This window comes from Bacteroides ndongoniae (genome assembly GCF_900108345.1).
Classification (GTDB): Bacteria; Bacteroidota; Bacteroidia; order Bacteroidales; family Bacteroidaceae; genus Bacteroides; species Bacteroides ndongoniae.
Window position 1 is genome coordinate 2,029,762 of the sequence record NZ_FNVV01000014.1, and the last position, 16,793, is coordinate 2,046,554.

The window sequence follows — 16,793 nt, forward strand, 5'->3', positions numbered from 1 at the left end:
TTTTTCTGTTCATAGGTTGCCAACCGTACAAAGCCGGCAACCTAAGATTTCAGCAGCGTATCAGTCATGCTTAAGCAAAGTGATGTGAGCAAAGCGCGACTCTCCATATGCCCTGTATTCTCCCGGTTGTCCCCACAAAATCATACCCGTAGTGGCTTCTTCACGTCGACCATCGTCTACAAACCGATACAAATTAGGATTATCTGCATCACGTTCGCCGTACATACCATATCGGAAATCGGTTCCTCCCCAAGTAAGGCGGCCACTCTCGGCATTCCATACAGACAGATAATTGCCACTTCCGTCGAGCAACTGCTGGTTGAGCAATTCCATGCGCGGAGTCTTCACCCCATCAACTACCGGCTCGGCATACGTCATGATAACATCAATCGGAAGCATTCCTTTGATGATATAATTTTGTTTATACGTTCCAATTGTAAGTTCAATTTCCAACGACGAAGCTCCATAATAGCCATTATACTTCATAGTATACTTGCCCAGATATTGCGTATAGTCCTCCATATTCGGGTCGTAACGGAACGGAATAGTCTGTCCTTCGTATTCGAAAGCCTGATCGGTAAACGACCATCCAAAAGAATCTACTTCTTTGCCCCCTATCAGCAGAGGCGAATAAAAACGGATACCAGTCGACGTAAACAAATACGCAGCACTCTGCAATTCCTCAGTACCGATCTGAGCAGAAAGTTTACGGTCGGACGGGAAAGACAAGCTGACCGACTGTCCGTTGATAGTGCCCGACGCACCTTCTACTCCAAACAATGAGTTATAGTCATCTCTGATTTTCTGCACAGCAGTCAGATAACTTTCGGCCGATTCCTCCATACGTATCATCCTCATGACGTTCTTGGTCTTCTTGCCCTTCAAGATGATTTCATTGTCAGAATGCCCCATGATGATAAACTCGTAATCGCCTTCATATCCTTTTCCCAATCCGGCACCTTCCTGCTTGTCAGGATCGGCAAAGTAATGGATAATGGAATTATAGGTATCAAAATTCAACGTAGGCCCCATGTCCGAACCCATGGAATAAAGACTGGTCTCCGTGTACGACGGGCTGCTGGCAGTTTCGCCAGCGGCAGTCACTTCTTTCTCCGTAAACTTCAGAATCATGTTATAGCCTCCGTAAGCCTGGGTAGCCGAAGGAAAATACTCCAGCCTCCAGCCCTGTTCCGAACTGACCAACAGATCACGGCAGGCCTTAATCTCTTCGTTGATACGCTGTTGGGCCGGCTTGTCGAAAAGGTCGTCCACTTCAGGAGCACAAGCCTGAAACAATCCTGCCATTAAAAGTATAATATATAAAAGTTTGTTTTTCATAACTTCAGTTTTTAGTGTTATACATTCGTTATCCGACAATCATCAGGGCAGTGCATTGATATCCATACGCTGCAGTTCGTCGCAGCGCCGGTCAATCGCCGCACGCAGCTTGTCCATATCAATCTGGAAATTGGTACGCATGTAATCTTTTACAATGCCCAGCTTCGTTTGTATAATGGCCCATCCTTCTGCTCCGGCACCTTCCTCCAGCGCTTTCCATTGAGCATCGGTCCAAGTCAGGAAACAGGCTGTCATTTCGGCAATATCCTCACCCGGCTGGCTGCTGCCGTAAGCAGTAACAAAACCAAAGGGCGCATAATCGGCCATGTCGTGACGGTTGTTCCATCCGGAGGGCGAATAATGTCCTTCGCTCAGGTCGTTGTACTCAACAGGATATTCCTTGGTCTGATGCAGAATGTGAGCAAATTCATGATGCATAGTCTTGAAAAACATTTCGTTCAAGTCGGCAATGTCGGTAGGATCAAGCCAGTTTCCGCCTACCAGTGTCACCTTCAAGCCGCCTTCCGCGTAACCCAAAGTAATGGTACCGTTGGGATTCCACTGACGCGAACCGACCAGATGAATGATTTTGGGAGCGTATTGCCGCGTGAAGTTGATGCCGCCTATCTCGTCGTAAGCCTCAAACCACACATGCTTCACAATACGTGCCATCTGTACAGCCAGATCGTACTCAATAGGAACCAAGTTATTGCTCAAACTCGATTCAATGTCCTCCATCCTGTATTTGAAGTCTACATTGTAAGGATACAGGTAGTTATTGTCCAGCCAGATGTCCAGTTCGTTCTTTTCCATTTCCACTTCGTCATCAAAGATGCTGGTGGGATTCAGGTCTTCTTCGCTGCATGCGCCACAAAGCATGGCACTCAAGAGCAGAAATAATAAGGAATATTTCAGTTTCATAATCGTAATCTGTTTATATATCGTTATGTTTTGCTAAAAAAGTCATCTTGGATTGGGAGTCATATCGCCCGGGGCAAACAATACCTCTTGCGGTATCTGAATGGCTTTGCGCGGATCATCCGGCAACAGGGTCAAAGGCTCTCCGTTATAGATGTTGTGCTGATAGGAAATACCATAGCGTTTGATGTCCATCCAGCGGATACCTTCGTGCAGACCTTCTACCCGACGTGCATGGAGTACGGCATGAATCAGATAAGTCTGTTCTTCCGTATAGGTAACACCTGTATGCAGTTCCTTCACATTGGCATTGGGGTTGCCTTTGCTGTCGGTAGCCTTGTAGAAGTCGATAATCTGCTGGGCACTGCAGGCCGAAATACCTTTTTTCATGTACCAGTAAGACAAGTCGGTAGCGGCAGCTTCATACTCCTGCTTCAACACGTGTGCCTCGGCACGGCAGAGCAACGTTTCGTCGGTAGTGAAAGCAGGAATGACAACGTGCGGCTGTCCGGTCTGGGCTATCTGGTTGGTGATTTCGAAGATTTCGGTCATCTTCGGGATGAAATAGCTCATGTAATTGTAATGGAACACCGTGTTGTAAACAGTCAGCTGCTTGTTTCCGGGGAAGTAAGACCACGCCAGCTGCGAACGGAAAATGTCGTTGGTGATGCCGTAACGTTGGTTACCTACACGTCCGTAAAGCGAACGGTTGGTTATCAGCAGCAGGTTTGACGGTTCGTCAGCACTGATATAACCGTAAGTCCATTCCTTGGTGGTGGTAAACTTGTCATATCCGTTCAGGTCTCTCAATACGCTTGTCGGATCGGTTCCGATAGCTTTGGTTGCATATGCGATAACCTTATCGTAATCTTTTCCGTAAAACAGGTTGAAACGTGCTGCAAAAGCATAAGCCGCTTTTTCGTTAAAGTGATACATAGGGACATTGAAAGTAATTCCGGCCACCAATGGCAGTGCTTCTTCAATATCTTCGTTGATTTTACGATAAGTATCCTCCAGCGTACCACGTTCGTAAACCACGCCTACCGATTCCTCGGGAGCAGTAATATAAGGAATGCCCAGTTCGTTGGCAGCAGTGCGTTCGTTATAAGCCATGCAGAACGTATTGGCCAGCATAAAATGTCCGTAAGCACGGCACAACAGTGCTTCTCCTTTGTAAGGCAGGCACTCGGCCGGCGTACCCATCTCTTCGATGGCACTCAGAGCCTGATTGGCCGAAGCAATGGCACGGTAATTGGCATCCCAGACTTCCTGCGGACTATCCCAGTCAGACTCTACGGCATCTTTCCACATATACGACTCAATGGCCAGGTTCATGGGACTGGAGTACATGTCACCATTGTCGGCATAATTGTCGGACATGAATTCGAACATAATGGTAGGATGCAGTGTAGGATAAGCAGACAGCAGGATATCCCTTACTTTAGTAGGAGTATTGATTTCCGTACGTTTGTCGGGCATAGTGTCGAGAAAACTGTCGCAAGACTGCATGCTTCCCATCAAGCCGGCAACGCCTAATGCAAATAATATATTTTTTGTTTTCATGATAGATAACTGTTAATGGTTAGAAATTGGCTCTTACTGTGAACGTAAACTGCTTGGGTACCGGAGCGGCCACACCACCAGAATTGAAGAATTCCGGATCCTGTCCGTTCAGCTTCTTGTCGGCATAAATCAGGAAGAGATTCGTACCTTGCACTTTCAACGAAAGGCCTTTGACAATCTTCTGACCACCCAGCAGGCTCTTCGGGAAATCGTAACTCAACGAAATCTCTTTCATTCGGATGAAACTACCGTCGGCAATACGTGCATCAGAATAGTTGTATGCGTTGTAACCATAGTTCATGTTGCTGTACTTATTGTTATCACGTGTACTGGCTATGACGGGGATATCGGTAATCTTCTCGTCGCCCGGCATCATCCAGCGGTTCTTGAATTCCTTGGGAGTAGCGTCCAGGTCGTTGTAGCTGCGCGCGAACCGAGGATCGAGACGAACCTTGTTGCCTGCGGCATAAGTAATAAACACATTCAGCTTGAAGTTCTTCCAGGTAAAAATGTTACCGAAACTACCGGTAATGGTCGGATCTTTTGGACCTTCGTACTTCAGGAAATCCAGATTTTCCAGCTGCTGGAAGTTGATACTACCGTATTGGGTCTTATCCACCAGTTTCCCGTTCCACATAAAGGTCGGATAACCGTCAGAATCAAGTCCGGCAAAAGGTATGGAGAAGATACTACCCCACTGGTAGCCTTCGCGTTGTCCGTAACCGGTCACAAGATCGAACAAATAAGTCTGTGATTTAAGGTCGGTAATCTGCGTCTTGCTGTAACCGAAAATAAAGTCGGTACTCCAGCTAAAGTTCCTGGTAACGATGTTGCGGGTCGAAAGAGTGGCCTCGTAACCGTGCGACTTCATGCTGGCCAGGTTGGCATTGCGTCGTGTTTCACCACCTACACCTTGTGTCAGTACGGCACCAATCAGGTCGTAGTTGTTACGCTTATACCAAGCCAATTCCAGATTAATACGGTTGTCAAGGAAACCCAAATCCAATCCGATATTCAACTCATGCTTCTTTTCATAAGTCAGGTCACCGTTGGCCAATTCTACAATCTGCAAGCCCGATTCACCCACCGATGCACTGGGACGCCAGGGTGTGAAACTGTTGATGTTAACCACCGAGTTGGTAACGTATGACGGACCTGCGTCGGCTGTCAAACTGTAGGAGCCTTTGAGGGTCATGTGCGAAAAAGCCGGTTCCAGATGTTGGAAGAAGGATTCTTCGTGTACGTTCCAGGCGGCGCCTACGTTCCAAGTGGGCAACCAGCGGGCCGAACGGGCCTTACCCAGACGGTTGGTTCCTTCGTAACGGATGGTTCCCGTCAGGCTGTAGCGTCCTTTATAAGAGTAAGTTCCGGTAGCAAAGTAGGCCAGCATGCGTTTCTTGGTATTGTATAGCGAATAATAGGTAGAATTATTTTCGCGCATCTTCTTGAAAGCATGGTAATCGAAATACGGAATCTCACCATTCTCGTACTGCATACCCCAACCCTCGAACGAGTTGTTGCTGCGGTCGACGGCATTGGCTTCCATACCGGCATACAGGTTCAGGATGTTTTCTCCTCTGAACACCGTATTGTAGCTGGCTGCCGCACGGAAGTCCCAGCTGAGCATACGATAATCGGTCTTATTATAGAAACCACCATTAGGCAAGACACTGAAAGGCAACGAATTGAGTACGTCCGGATCAGTATAAAGCCAGGTATTGCTATTGCGTATAGTAGCATCGTCCATGGCACGATAAGCCATCGCCTGGTTAGACGACTCCAATATTTTATGTTCCTGCGAGGAAGAAGAGTATTTGGCTGCTCCCAACACACTCAGTTCAAGTCCCTTCAGCGGTTTCCATTTCAATTCGCCCTGAAAGCGCAGATCCACGACATTCAGGAAGATGTTATTGGTATTCAACTCGTTGAAGATGTTGAAGTCGGCATAGTTACGGGTATAGATTTCGTCCGGATCCAGCGTACGCGAAGTGTTCAGTGCATACGAATAGGGATTGATATCGAAACCACGCGATACCTCGCCTGACACAGCGTCGCGCGACTGACCAATGGTACCGGGTGCCTTCTGCTTACGATAAGAAGCATTACCGATAACGTTGAGCGACAGTTCCTTAGTCAGGTTATAAGTCGTATTCATATTAGCCGTATAGCGTTGCACGCTACTGCTCTTCATCCATCCCGGATCGGTCATCACACTGAGCGAGATGTATGAGTTCGACTTCTCCGTACCGCTTGATATGCTCACCGAGTGGTTCATCATCAGTGCATTGCTGAAAAGCAGGTCGAACCAGTCGGTATTGCGGTATTCGGCTGCCCGAAGGTATTCGTTACGGGCCTGCACCGTATTGAGCAAACCAAACTGGCCTGTCACAGGGTCGTATGTATTGATAAGGTGGTACATTCGGCCGTAAACACCGCTGTTGGCAGCCCGGTAGGTACCGGCCAGATTCAGCCAGCCTTTATTCTGCAACTCCTTGTATACGCCCATCTGGTCTTGCGAGTTCATGATGTTGAACGTACGGTACGAAGGCTTCAGGCGGGTAGTAAACTCACCGGTATAGCTGAACCGGGTAGTACCGGCCTTTCCTTTCTTGGTGTTCACAACAATCACACCTGCCATGGCACGGGCACCGTAAATAGAGGTAGCCGAACCGTCTTTCAGAATCTGAAAACTCTCAATATCATCCGAGTTCAATCCGGCAATGGCCGAACTGATCAGTGTAGTGGCATCGCCCGAAGAAAGGTCGTTGGCTCCAATCTCTACCACATCCTCCATGATGACTCCGTCCACCACCCACAAAGGTTTGGAGTTACCGTAAATAGAGGTGGCTCCACGTACCCTGATTTTGGGAGCCGTACCGAACGTACCCGAAATGTTCTGTACGGACACACCTGCCGCACGTCCTTCCAGGCCACGGCTGATGTCGGCCATACCGTCCAGTTTCACATCGGCGGCAGACAATTGGTCGGCTGCTCCGGTAAAGAGGCGTTTGTCCACCTTGGTCATACCGGTTACCACCACTTCTTCCAACATCTCGGAATCGGGCATCAAAACCACTTTCATATTCTTTCCACGCGTGATCTGCACAACTTCCTTTCTGAATCCGATAAAGGAAATCTGCAATTCTTTGGCCGATGCAGGCAAATTGTCCAACCGGAACTTGCCATCAACGTCTGTTGTCACTCCGACCGTTGTGCCGACCACCAATACGGAAGCCCCGATAACCGGCTGATTGTCTTCACCGGAAATGACGACTCCGCTTACTCCCGTCTGTTGCGCTGTCATGGAAGCAATTCCTACAAAAAGGAAAAGCAATGACACAAGAAGTTTGTTTTTCATGCTCTTTGATTTTAGATTAGTATATAAAGTTAAAGAATCATCATAGCAGTTTCCCACCTTCAAAATTCAGCGCTCTGAAAAACGGTGCTCTTCCGGACACTGTTTTTTGCAATGGTTATAAACATTCAGCACGAAACAGCATACGACAAAAAGGCTGACCCCGATAAAAACGGAATCCTGATAATCGGAGATAATAACGGCAAAAATCGCCCACAGAAGAAACAGGAGAGACAATTCGACCCTGGGACTGTTCCACATTCCACGGGCCGACTGCCTGAAAGCTGCGTCTATCTCTGCTTCGCCCGCACATTTCAAGCGACGGGACATTTCTTTCTTCGCCTCGAAACGTTCTTTGTCAAAGACTTCGTAATAAAGCAAACCGAAAGCAACAAACAGGCTAATTGCAGTGACCCACAACTGATAAACCGCCCGAAATTCTTCTGCCACCTGTCCATTCAAGATAAAACAGAAAAAAGCCCAGCTCAACAGCAGACATACAAATGGAGTCTTAGAACTGTAGTAGATCCTCAGAAAACGTTTTTTCATACCTGTCATAATTTGGTCCTCCTATAAGTATAATATTTCCATTGCCGGAGTGCTTCCCCGGCGTGTTTTTCAAAAAATAGATATCTGCAAGGCTTTTCAATCCTTACTTATATAGGGTGGAATTAAGAAGAACAAGGAGACCTCCTGTTGCTATCATAATACTCTCTCTCAAAAATTATGAATAATTTATTTGGATTTCACAAATATATATATCCTTGCATATATTTTGCTATAATCAGGCATGTTTTATAACATAATTACTAAAATTGTTCAAAAAAGGTTTCCATTCGTTTGCAGAAAAAAGCGTTCGAGAACCTCATGACAAAGAAAATCGGTTATCATGAACAAGGCTATATACAAACACATTGCGCCTTGACGCCAGTCGCTATACGTACAACCGGCATTAAGGCGCGATTCGTTTTATATCAGTACTCAAGTTTCGCAAGTGCGAAACTTGTAGAAGTTAAAGGAGTTAAAAGGAGTTATCGCCCGTCTTGGACAGGCTTAGGAGTTAAAAGCCAATAGAGAAACAAACAGCTCACAATGTATCGGCTTAACTCCTTAACTTCTTAACTCCTTAACTTCTTAACTACAACCGATTAATAAACTTGCGAAACTTATATCAGTATATATCGGTGGTGACTTCTAAAAATGACAAGAGATGCCCAACTGCGTAGTCAGCACAAACAAGCCGAACTTGTCACGCTGCTTCCAAGGGATGAAATCAGCTTGTACTTCCGACGGATTGAGCGGCGAATAGAGGGCATTTACCTCCAGACAGACACCCCAGTGGCGGGCAAAGGTGTATTCCAGATTAAGAAAGGCGTTAAGCCCCACACTGGAAGCAGACGTCTTAACATCGGGATGGCCGGAAAAAGTCGATTTACTTTGATAGTGCACATAACCGGCACCTCCCCCCATCGTGCCGAAGCAGGAGGGAAACAGCGTTGTCCGCTTCAAGTAAGACGCCTGAGGAGCCACATACAGCAGGTTGACTTTCTCCTTCACTCCCTCGTCGCGGAAACGTTGCGAGTGCATATCATCATACAGCAAAAGCCCATACCCCACACTGTTAGAGGAAGAATAAGTCATCAGCCGGAGCGTATTGGCCACACCACCGCCCTTGCCATCCACATCCCAAGCCGAAATGCCATGCGACGAAGCGTAACCCGCAATCCCCCAACTATATGTAAGCACAACCGACCTTGCAGCCGGTTCGGCATCGGTCAGGTATATCTTCTGCGCCCGAAGCGCAAAGACACCCGAGAACATCATAAACAGCCATACGGCAAGCAATCTGTTCAAAGAGGAAATCAGAACTTTTTTTCCCATGTTCTTACAATATTACAACGTGAATAACTACCTAAAAACCGTCTATTCCTCTTCCATCAAAACCCGATCTTTCAGTTTCCAAATACGGATATGTAGGAAGAAATCAGAAAGAATGACAAACAAGAAAGGCAAATCTAAAAAAGCCCATATATCACTTCCGACATCAATTATCCATATACATTTAAAAACAATTGTCAGAAAGTGAAGACCAAGAGCAACCCATAAAAAACGGCGCCACATACGAACCTTCGAATCATGTTCAAATTTGGCATTTTCCAGAAATTGCTCCGACTGTTTTTTATCCCGCAAATACTGGCGCACATAAAACCCGACACACCCCACCAACAACACAGTTACCAGTAAATAATACACCCAATTGTACCGGAACATCATACCGATAAACCAAGCCCCAAAGAATATAGTCGCCAAAGAGACTTGCATCGCATTCCATCTGAATTTCGTTTTCATACATACACATTTATAAGTTTCTACAAATAACGTTTCACAGACATATTTCCTAATCGTTCAATGAGTAAAAGCATAGAAAACTGTACTTAACGCCAAAGTAACGTTAATGACCACGATGAAAATGTTTCTGATTGTAATGTCAGTCATGAAAACGTAGCATAACACAGAACATAGAATGGCTGCCAAAAGCCATTTTCCAAGTTTCTGCAATGGCGGTTTGGCTACTTGAACTCGTTTGGAAACCAATTCCCCAATCAGACTACCACTCATTGTAAACATCAAAGCCATAGAAAAAGAAAACAACCTATTGTTCTCTTGACATAAAAGGGACGTTGTGAATCCTGCAATAGCCAAGAAATAATAAATCAGGGGAGCAATTAATTTCTTATTCATGGTTCTGAAATCAGTTAGCTATTTCTTAAAAATAAGAGCGTACAGAAAAATAGATGTCACCCCGGAACAGTTTCAGCTCATTCCGTCCTTCCAATTCTACCTTATGGCCATTCATTTCATAGGAAGAAGCCTTGCCGCCGGTAAAAGAGCACCCAAGCCCGGAGTACAGATTAGGATACAGCCGATAGTAAAAAGAGCAATCGAAATTCGAAGCCCAAAAACCTTTTTTTGCCTTAAAACTTTCTCCGTCGCAAACACCGCTGTTTTTATAATAAGCATATCCTGCGCCGCACATAAAATCAAAAATCAACCGATCCGTCACATCGTACCGGCAACCGATTTGGGGAGCCAAATAATTCAGCGACAAATCGCTGTTGACCCATTCACCGCTATGCAACGCAAAATCTGCCGTAGCTCCAAAAAGATTATACTTCAGCCCCACCTGAAAGTTTTGCTGAAATCGATACGTGGCTTTAATGCTGCCCGAAAAACCCTTATCATATTGCTGCCGATAAATTTCTCCAAAAGGAGAAAGATTTGTAGTCCCGAACAATTTACCGCCACCTAAATCTACCGAAATCGCGACTTTTTCCTTGCGCTCTTGTTCTTGTGCAACACAAATCAAGCAACAAAACAAACAGAAACAAAAAAGAATACTTTTTCTCATAACCATAAATTGAATTTAAACAAGATTATTTCTCCGCCTGCAAAGCCCGATCTTTCAACTTACGAATCCGATTATCAAGAACTACGCTGCAAATAAGAATCAGAATCGTTGACTGACATTCAATAATTGAGATGACAACCACATCGGACACCCATATCCATGTAAAAACAAAGGAAACAAATGCAATCCCCAGACTTATCCACAGCAAACAACGCCATTTCCGGACATTCGAATCATTAGCAAGCAACAGATCTGCTTCACACGAACGACATTCAGAATTACTTCTGTCCTGCAAATACAACCTCCAATAAACCCCGATACAGCCTACCAACAGCACAGTTACCAATGAATAATATACCCAATTAAACCGGGACATCAGGCCAAGGATCAAAGTCCAAATGAATATATTCGTCAAAGTGACTTGCATCGCATTCCATCTGAATTTCGTTTTCATAAATGTACTACTTTAAACGTGACAATAAAAATGAATCGGGAAAAAGAAAAAGTTGCCTACGAAAAAAATTAGATTAAGGATATAATTTATCGTAAAGAGACTCCATTTTTCAACTTCAAGTGGCAGGCATAAAGTTAACAAAGAATAGAGCTATAGCGTTTTCGGCTCGAAATATACTAAAATAAATATAAAAAAGCAAAATATTCTGTCCCTTTTTTCTTTTCCTGCACACTACTGCTTCCACACTTGCACGGCTCCTGTTCCACACTGGTGTGGCTCGCGAGAAACACTTGTACGGCTCGCGAGCTATACAAGCAATACTCGTGGAGATTGCAAACAATACTCGTGGGGATTGCAGGCAATACTTGGCGGGGTTGTGAGTCATACTCGCGGGCTTTGTGGACAGAACCCGGCGGCATTGCTTGCGATAGGCGGCAGGATTGCTTGTGTCCTGGCCGGACATTGCTTGTTGTGGTGACTGACTTTTGATGTTACACGGCTAAAAAACAAACATTCGGGATTTTGGTTTCACGGCTTCACCACGTATTTTCATACTGATATACAAGGAAATATGGTGAAACATGATGTTTCACCATCGCTACACTGAAGGTAAAGTGAAACATAAATCGGGATGGTTGTACTACACATTAATTTTTTCTCAGTTAGAGAAAAATTTTTTCCTAACTGGGAATTTATTTTTTCCTAACTGGGGAAAAAATGCAAGACTGACATTGCTGTCACCCCTTCCAGGAAATCCGTTCTGCCAGAATTTATCGTAAGCGCGGAGACGCTTACACAGTGACACTAGCCGTGAAACATATCTTTCACCGGAAAATGTTTGTAATGAAAGAGTTACAGCAGGGTGAAAGCGTGAAGGCTATTTCGGAAAAATCAAACATCATACAGGGTGAAAGCACAAGTTGAGCCCCCAAAGTCCCTCTTTAGCAGTGTAAAGTCCCTCTTTGCAAAGCCGAAGTAAGACTTTGCGTACCGACTTGTCGGTTGCTGAAAAATGCCACAACAACTTCCCCGCAGCTATTCGCGCATTCCCTAATTATCCGTACCTTTGCACCCGAAAAAGGAGAAATACGATTATGAGACAAGACCCTAAACATATCCGCATCAGCGAGTTCAACTATCCGCTGCCCGACGAGCGCATCGCCAAGTTCCCCCTGCCTGTACGCGACCAGTCCAAACTGTTGGTTTACCGCCACGGACAGGTGACCGAAGACCAGTTCACCTCCCTGCCCGACTACGTGCCGGCAGGCAGCCTGATGGTGTTCAACAACACCAAGGTCATTCAGGCCCGCCTGCACTTCCGCAAGGAAACGGGCGCACTGATCGAGGTTTTCTGTCTGGAACCCATCGAGCCAAACGACTACGTGCTGAACTTCCAGCAGACTGAGCACGCCGCCTGGCTCTGCATGGTGGGCAACCTGAAGAAGTGGAAAGAAGGCCCCCTGCGCCGCGAGATGACCGTAAAAGGACGTCCGCTGACGCTGACTGCCGAGCGGGGCGAGTGCCGCGGCACCAGTCACTGGGTGGACTTCCACTGGGACAATCCCGAGGTGACCTTTGCCGACATTCTCGAAGTGTTCGGCGAGCTGCCCATCCCGCCCTACCTGAACCGCGAGACACAGGAAAGCGACAAGGAGACCTATCAGACGGTTTATTCCAAGATAAAAGGCTCCGTAGCTGCCCCTACAGCCGGATTGCACTTCACGCCCCGCGTGCTCGACGCACTCCGCACAAAAGGCGTTGACCTGGAAGAACTGACGCTGCACGTAGGTGCCGGCACCTTCCGCCCTGTGAAGAGCGAAGAAATCGAAGGGCACGAGATGCACACAGAGTACATCTCCGTATCGCGCGGCACGATAGAAAAGCTGATAGCCCACGAGGGGCAGGCCATAGCCGTAGGCACCACATCGGTGCGCACGCTCGAAAGCCTCTATCACATCGGCGTCACCCTGTTGCAGAACCCTGACGCTACGGAAGAACAGTTGCACGTCCGCCAGTGGCAGCCCTACGAAATGGAAGGCGAAGCCCCCACAGCGGTCGAAGCCCTGACGGCCGTCCGCGACTATCTGGACCGTCACGGCATAGAAGCCCTGCACACCAGCACACAGATCATCATCGCCCCAGGCTACGACTACCGCATCGTCCGTGCCATGGTGACCAACTTCCACCAGCCACAGAGTACGCTGCTGCTGCTCGTCTCGGCCTTTGTCCACGGCGACTGGCACACCATCTACGACTATGCCCTGGCCCACGACTTCCGTTTTCTGAGCTACGGGGACTCGTCGCTGCTGATACCGTAAGATTATATCCTGTCGATATTTGCCCAAAAGGAAGAAATGCTTATATTTGTATCGCTCAACCCATAAAACCTTTAGAATATGTTACAGTTAGAAGAATGCAAACAGAAACTGAAGGATTTCAAGCAAACCTTCGGCCAGAGATTCGGCATCATCAATATCGGCATATTCGGTTCAGTTGCCCGTCAGGAAAATACAGAAGACAGCGATATTGACATTGTCGTGGAAGTGGAAAAGCCTTCCCTGTCCCTGATGTATGAGCTCAAAGAAGCCTTGAAAGCACTCTTCGGTTGCAATGTAGATTTAGTCCGCTTCCGGAACTCCCTGCGACCGCTACTGAAGGACAACATCTTAAACGATACAGTTTATGTATAAGAAATATACGGTATGCGACCGCCTGCAACAGATATTGGAAGCCATAGACGAAAGTATTGTCTTCTCTACCATTAAAGAAGACCTGCCCGTCATACGGCCTGTCATCATCGAATTGATACAGAAGTTTTCTACTGAATAACAAATATGAATCAAGACAACAACCAAGAAATGTTTCCCCTCGTCGATGAAGAAGGGAATATCATCGGTGCCGCCACACGCGGCGAGTGCCATAACGGCAGCAAGCTGCTGCACCCCGTCGTACACTTGCACGTATTCAACTCGCGTGGCGAACTCTATCTGCAAAAGCGTCCTGAGTGGAAGGATATCCAGCCGGGCAAGTGGGACACGGCTGTAGGCGGGCATGTGGATTTGGGCGAAAGTGTAGAACAAGCCCTCCGTCGTGAAGTACGCGAAGAACTGGGTATCACCGAGTTTACGCCCCAGCAGGTGACACACTACGTCTTCGAATCAGCCCGCGAACGCGAACTGGTCTTCACCTATAAAACAGTTTACGACGGCCCCGTCACCCCCAGCGACGAGCTGGACGGCGGACGCTTCTGGCCCATCGAAGAAATACGTGCCAATCTGGGAAAAGGAGTCTTTACGCCCAACTTCGAGGGAGAGATAGAGAAAATCATTTAAAACAGTGAAGGTGTGTCAAAACTTAGTTATGGTATCTGACTCCCCTCCTTCTGGAAGGAGGGGTGCCCAACGGGCGGGGTGGTAGGTTTTACGACACTCTGTGTATCAATATTTATTTTTCCTACCACCTCCCCCTTCGGGTACTCCTCCTTCCAGAAGGAGGAGAGTTTCAGATACTTTTGTTTTTGACACCCTCATGCAAACCGAACATACCAGAGCATAAAAAAAAGAATGAAGAACCGTCCTGCACAAGGCAGGCAGTTCTTCATTCTTCATTATTAGTCTTTTCTATTTATTTCGCCAGTTCTTCGATTACCTTCATAATCTGCTGACCGATTTCTTCAGCTTCCTCCTGTGTGTGAGCCTCGCTGTATACACGGATAATCGGTTCGGTATTACTCTTACGCAGGTGTACCCACTTCTCGGGGAAGTCAATCTTCACACCGTCGATGTCGTTGATTTCCTCGTTCTTGTAGATTTCCTTCACCTTAGCCAGGATGGCGTCTACATCGGTTTCGGGAGTCAGGTCTACACGGTTCTTAGCCATGAAGTAAGCAGGATAAGTAGCACGCAGTTCGCTCACCTTCTTGCCTTCGTGTGCCAGATGACTCAGGAAGAGGGCAATACCTACCAAAGCGTCGCGTCCGTAGTGGCTGGCCGGATAGATGACACCACCGTTGCCTTCGCCGCCGATAACGGCACCTACTTCTTTCATCTTCGTGGTTACGTTTACTTCACCTACGGCCGATGCGTAGTATTCCTGTCCGTAGCTACGAGTCACGTCGCGCAGGGCACGAGTCGAGCTGAGGTTCGACACGGTGCTACCCGGTGTATGCTTCAGGATGTAGTCGGCTACGCTGACCAGTGTATATTCTTCGCCGTACATGCGTCCGTCTTCGCAGATGATGGCCAGACGGTCTACGTCGGGGTCTACTACGAAAGCTACATCGTTCTTGCCGGCTTTCATCAGGTTCATGATGTCGCCCAAGTTCTTCTCCAGCGGTTCGGGGTTGTGCTGGAAGTCGCCTGTAGGCTCGCAATAGAGTTTTTCAACGTGCTTCACGCCCAGTGCTTCGAACAACTGAGGCAGGATGATACCGCCCACGGAGTTCACGCAGTCGATGGCTACGTGAAAGTCGGCCTTGCGGATAGCTTCTACGTCCACCAAGTCGAGAGCCAGCACGCTATCAATATGCTTCTGGTTATAAGTCAGGTCTTTGCGGTAAGTTCCAAGTTTGTCAACTTCGGCGTATTCGAAAGCCTCGGCCTCGGCTATGCGGAGCACCTCGTTGCCTTCTTCCTTGTTCAGGAATTCACCCTTCTCGTTCAACAGTTTCAGGGCATTCCACTGACGGGGATTGTGTGAAGCGGTAAGAATGATACCACCGCTGGCACCTTCCATCGTAACTGCCAGTTCGGTAGTCGGTGTAGAAGCCAGGTCGATATCGACCACGTCCCATCCCATACCCATCAGGGTACCTACCACAACGTTCTTTACCATCTCGCCGGAAAGGCGGGCGTCGCGGCCTACTACAATTTTGTTGCTTTTAACGGTACACGTCTTACGGATAAGAGTGGCGTACGCTGAAGTGAATTTCACAATGTCGAGTGGATTGAGTCCCTCGCCTGCACTGCCGCCGATGGTTCCGCGGATGCCGGAAATAGATTTAATCAGTGTCATAGATAATAATTTAAATTATTTGGTTAGAAATGAAGTATCAATATATCTGATATTTACGTATGTCATAATAGTAAGGGTAGACGTACTGCATGGCTGTCTGATGTCCCATCTTCGAAGGTACAATCAAACGCACGTGAGCACGGTCGCGTACATAGGACAGGGGAACAAGCCAGCCGGCTGGCACTGCTGAAGTACCGTAATACGACCACATGTAACCGTTGGAGTTCGTAAAGATGCCGGTGATGGAAGAAGAGGTAACCTGATAGAGGAACTCGTCTACATCGACTGCATTGATGTTGGACAAAGTTGTGTCCTTGTCGAGCAGGCTGTACTCCATGAAGCGTACCAGAACAATGTCGTTCGGCTTCACCGTATCGGCAGGATTTTCGGAGCCTTTGTCTACGATGTTCATGTAGACTCCACTGGCCAGCTGTACGTATTCGTTCTCGGCCGTCATCGAATCTTGTGCATAGAATTCGCTTTGCGAGATGACTTTGATGCCATGTTCGGTGATGAAGTCGGCAATGGCGGCATCTTCTTCTTCGCGCATCTCAGCATAAGTCTTTGTATTGTCGCAGGCCTGAAAAGCCAGGCTCAGTGCGAACAGGGTAAATAAAAATAAGGTAAGTTTCTTCATTTCTGTCAATTAGTAATTCTGTACAAAAGTATCTGATTTCCCCGAATATTGAAAGCTACGGACAGAAAGTTCGTATCTTTTAACCTTTCGTCACGTATGCAAGGCG

16 protein-coding genes are annotated in these 16,793 nt (G+C 47.1%); 4 read left to right on the plus strand and 12 right to left on the minus strand.

The window, feature by feature from the left end:
• Positions 1–60 precede the first annotated feature (60 nt).
• The 10 genes from BQ5591_RS19010 to BQ5591_RS21700 all read right to left on the minus strand — a co-directional run bounded on the left by BQ5591_RS19010 (position 61) and on the right by BQ5591_RS21700 (position 11,037).
• Entirely contained in the window at positions 61–1,338 is a 1,278-nt protein-coding gene (locus BQ5591_RS19010; protein WP_083381037.1) for a DUF4302 domain-containing protein, read from the minus strand.
• 42 nt (positions 1,339–1,380) lie between these two features.
• Complete coding sequence (locus tag BQ5591_RS19015; RefSeq protein WP_022163779.1) at positions 1,381–2,259, minus strand: zinc-binding metallopeptidase; 879 nt, start codon at positions 2,257–2,259, stop codon at positions 1,381–1,383.
• Between the two features lie 42 nt (positions 2,260–2,301).
• Positions 2,302–3,819, minus strand: coding sequence for a RagB/SusD family nutrient uptake outer membrane protein (locus BQ5591_RS19020; protein ID WP_071150524.1), 1,518 nt, complete (start codon positions 3,817–3,819; stop codon positions 2,302–2,304).
• 19 nt (positions 3,820–3,838) lie between these two features.
• Positions 3,839–7,177, minus strand: a complete 3,339-nt coding sequence (locus BQ5591_RS19025) for a SusC/RagA family TonB-linked outer membrane protein (protein WP_071150525.1) — start codon at positions 7,175–7,177, stop codon at positions 3,839–3,841.
• 66 nt (positions 7,178–7,243) lie between these two features.
• Positions 7,244–7,723 carry a hypothetical protein gene (locus tag BQ5591_RS19030; RefSeq protein ID WP_159434522.1) on the minus strand — a complete coding sequence of 160 codons (480 nt, stop codon included), beginning with the start codon at positions 7,721–7,723 and terminating at the stop codon, positions 7,244–7,246.
• Positions 7,724–8,368: 645 nt separating this feature from the next.
• The gene (locus BQ5591_RS19040; protein WP_071150528.1) at positions 8,369–9,055 is read right to left on the minus strand and encodes a hypothetical protein; all 687 of its coding nucleotides are present in this window, start codon (positions 9,053–9,055) and stop codon (positions 8,369–8,371) included.
• A gap of 42 nt (positions 9,056–9,097) precedes the next feature.
• A complete protein-coding gene (locus tag BQ5591_RS19045) occupies positions 9,098–9,523 on the minus strand; it encodes a hypothetical protein (RefSeq protein ID WP_071150529.1) in 426 nt (141 codons plus the stop codon).
• Between the two features lie 57 nt (positions 9,524–9,580).
• Complete coding sequence (locus BQ5591_RS19050) at positions 9,581–9,916, minus strand: hypothetical protein (protein WP_071150530.1); 336 nt, start codon at positions 9,914–9,916, stop codon at positions 9,581–9,583.
• A 25-nt stretch (positions 9,917–9,941) separates the two neighbouring features.
• Positions 9,942–10,583, minus strand: coding sequence for an outer membrane beta-barrel protein (locus BQ5591_RS19055; protein WP_159434523.1), 642 nt, complete (start codon positions 10,581–10,583; stop codon positions 9,942–9,944).
• Positions 10,584–10,608: 25 nt separating this feature from the next.
• Complete coding sequence (locus BQ5591_RS21700; protein WP_205410650.1) at positions 10,609–11,037, minus strand: hypothetical protein; 429 nt, start codon at positions 11,035–11,037, stop codon at positions 10,609–10,611.
• Positions 11,038–12,131: 1,094 nt separating this feature from the next.
• Between BQ5591_RS21700 and BQ5591_RS19065 the strand changes: the two genes are divergently transcribed.
• The 4 genes from BQ5591_RS19065 to BQ5591_RS19075 all read left to right on the plus strand — a co-directional run bounded on the left by BQ5591_RS19065 (position 12,132) and on the right by BQ5591_RS19075 (position 14,369).
• On the plus strand, positions 12,132–13,355 hold the full coding sequence (locus BQ5591_RS19065; protein WP_071150533.1) for an S-adenosylmethionine:tRNA ribosyltransferase-isomerase: 1,224 nt from the start codon (positions 12,132–12,134) through the stop codon (positions 13,353–13,355).
• A gap of 78 nt (positions 13,356–13,433) precedes the next feature.
• Positions 13,434–13,727, plus strand: a complete 294-nt coding sequence (locus BQ5591_RS19070) for a nucleotidyltransferase family protein (RefSeq protein ID WP_071150534.1) — start codon at positions 13,434–13,436, stop codon at positions 13,725–13,727.
• Positions 13,720–13,866, plus strand: a complete 147-nt coding sequence (locus BQ5591_RS21490; RefSeq protein ID WP_159434524.1) for a hypothetical protein — start codon at positions 13,720–13,722, stop codon at positions 13,864–13,866. The genes BQ5591_RS19070 and BQ5591_RS21490 overlap by 8 nt, the downstream gene beginning before the upstream one ends.
• 5 nt (positions 13,867–13,871) lie before the next feature.
• A complete protein-coding gene (locus BQ5591_RS19075; RefSeq protein WP_071150535.1) occupies positions 13,872–14,369 on the plus strand; it encodes an NUDIX hydrolase in 498 nt (165 codons plus the stop codon).
• A 292-nt stretch (positions 14,370–14,661) separates the two neighbouring features.
• Here the strand turns inward: BQ5591_RS19075 and glmM are convergent, their stop codons facing one another.
• Entirely contained in the window at positions 14,662–16,050 is a 1,389-nt protein-coding gene (glmM, locus tag BQ5591_RS19080; protein ID WP_022163767.1) for a phosphoglucosamine mutase, read from the minus strand.
• 37 nt (positions 16,051–16,087) lie between these two features.
• Positions 16,088–16,687, minus strand: coding sequence for a BamK family beta-barrel-assembly machinery protein (locus BQ5591_RS19085; RefSeq protein ID WP_071150536.1), 600 nt, complete (start codon positions 16,685–16,687; stop codon positions 16,088–16,090).
• Between the last annotated feature and the right edge of the window lie 106 nt (positions 16,688–16,793).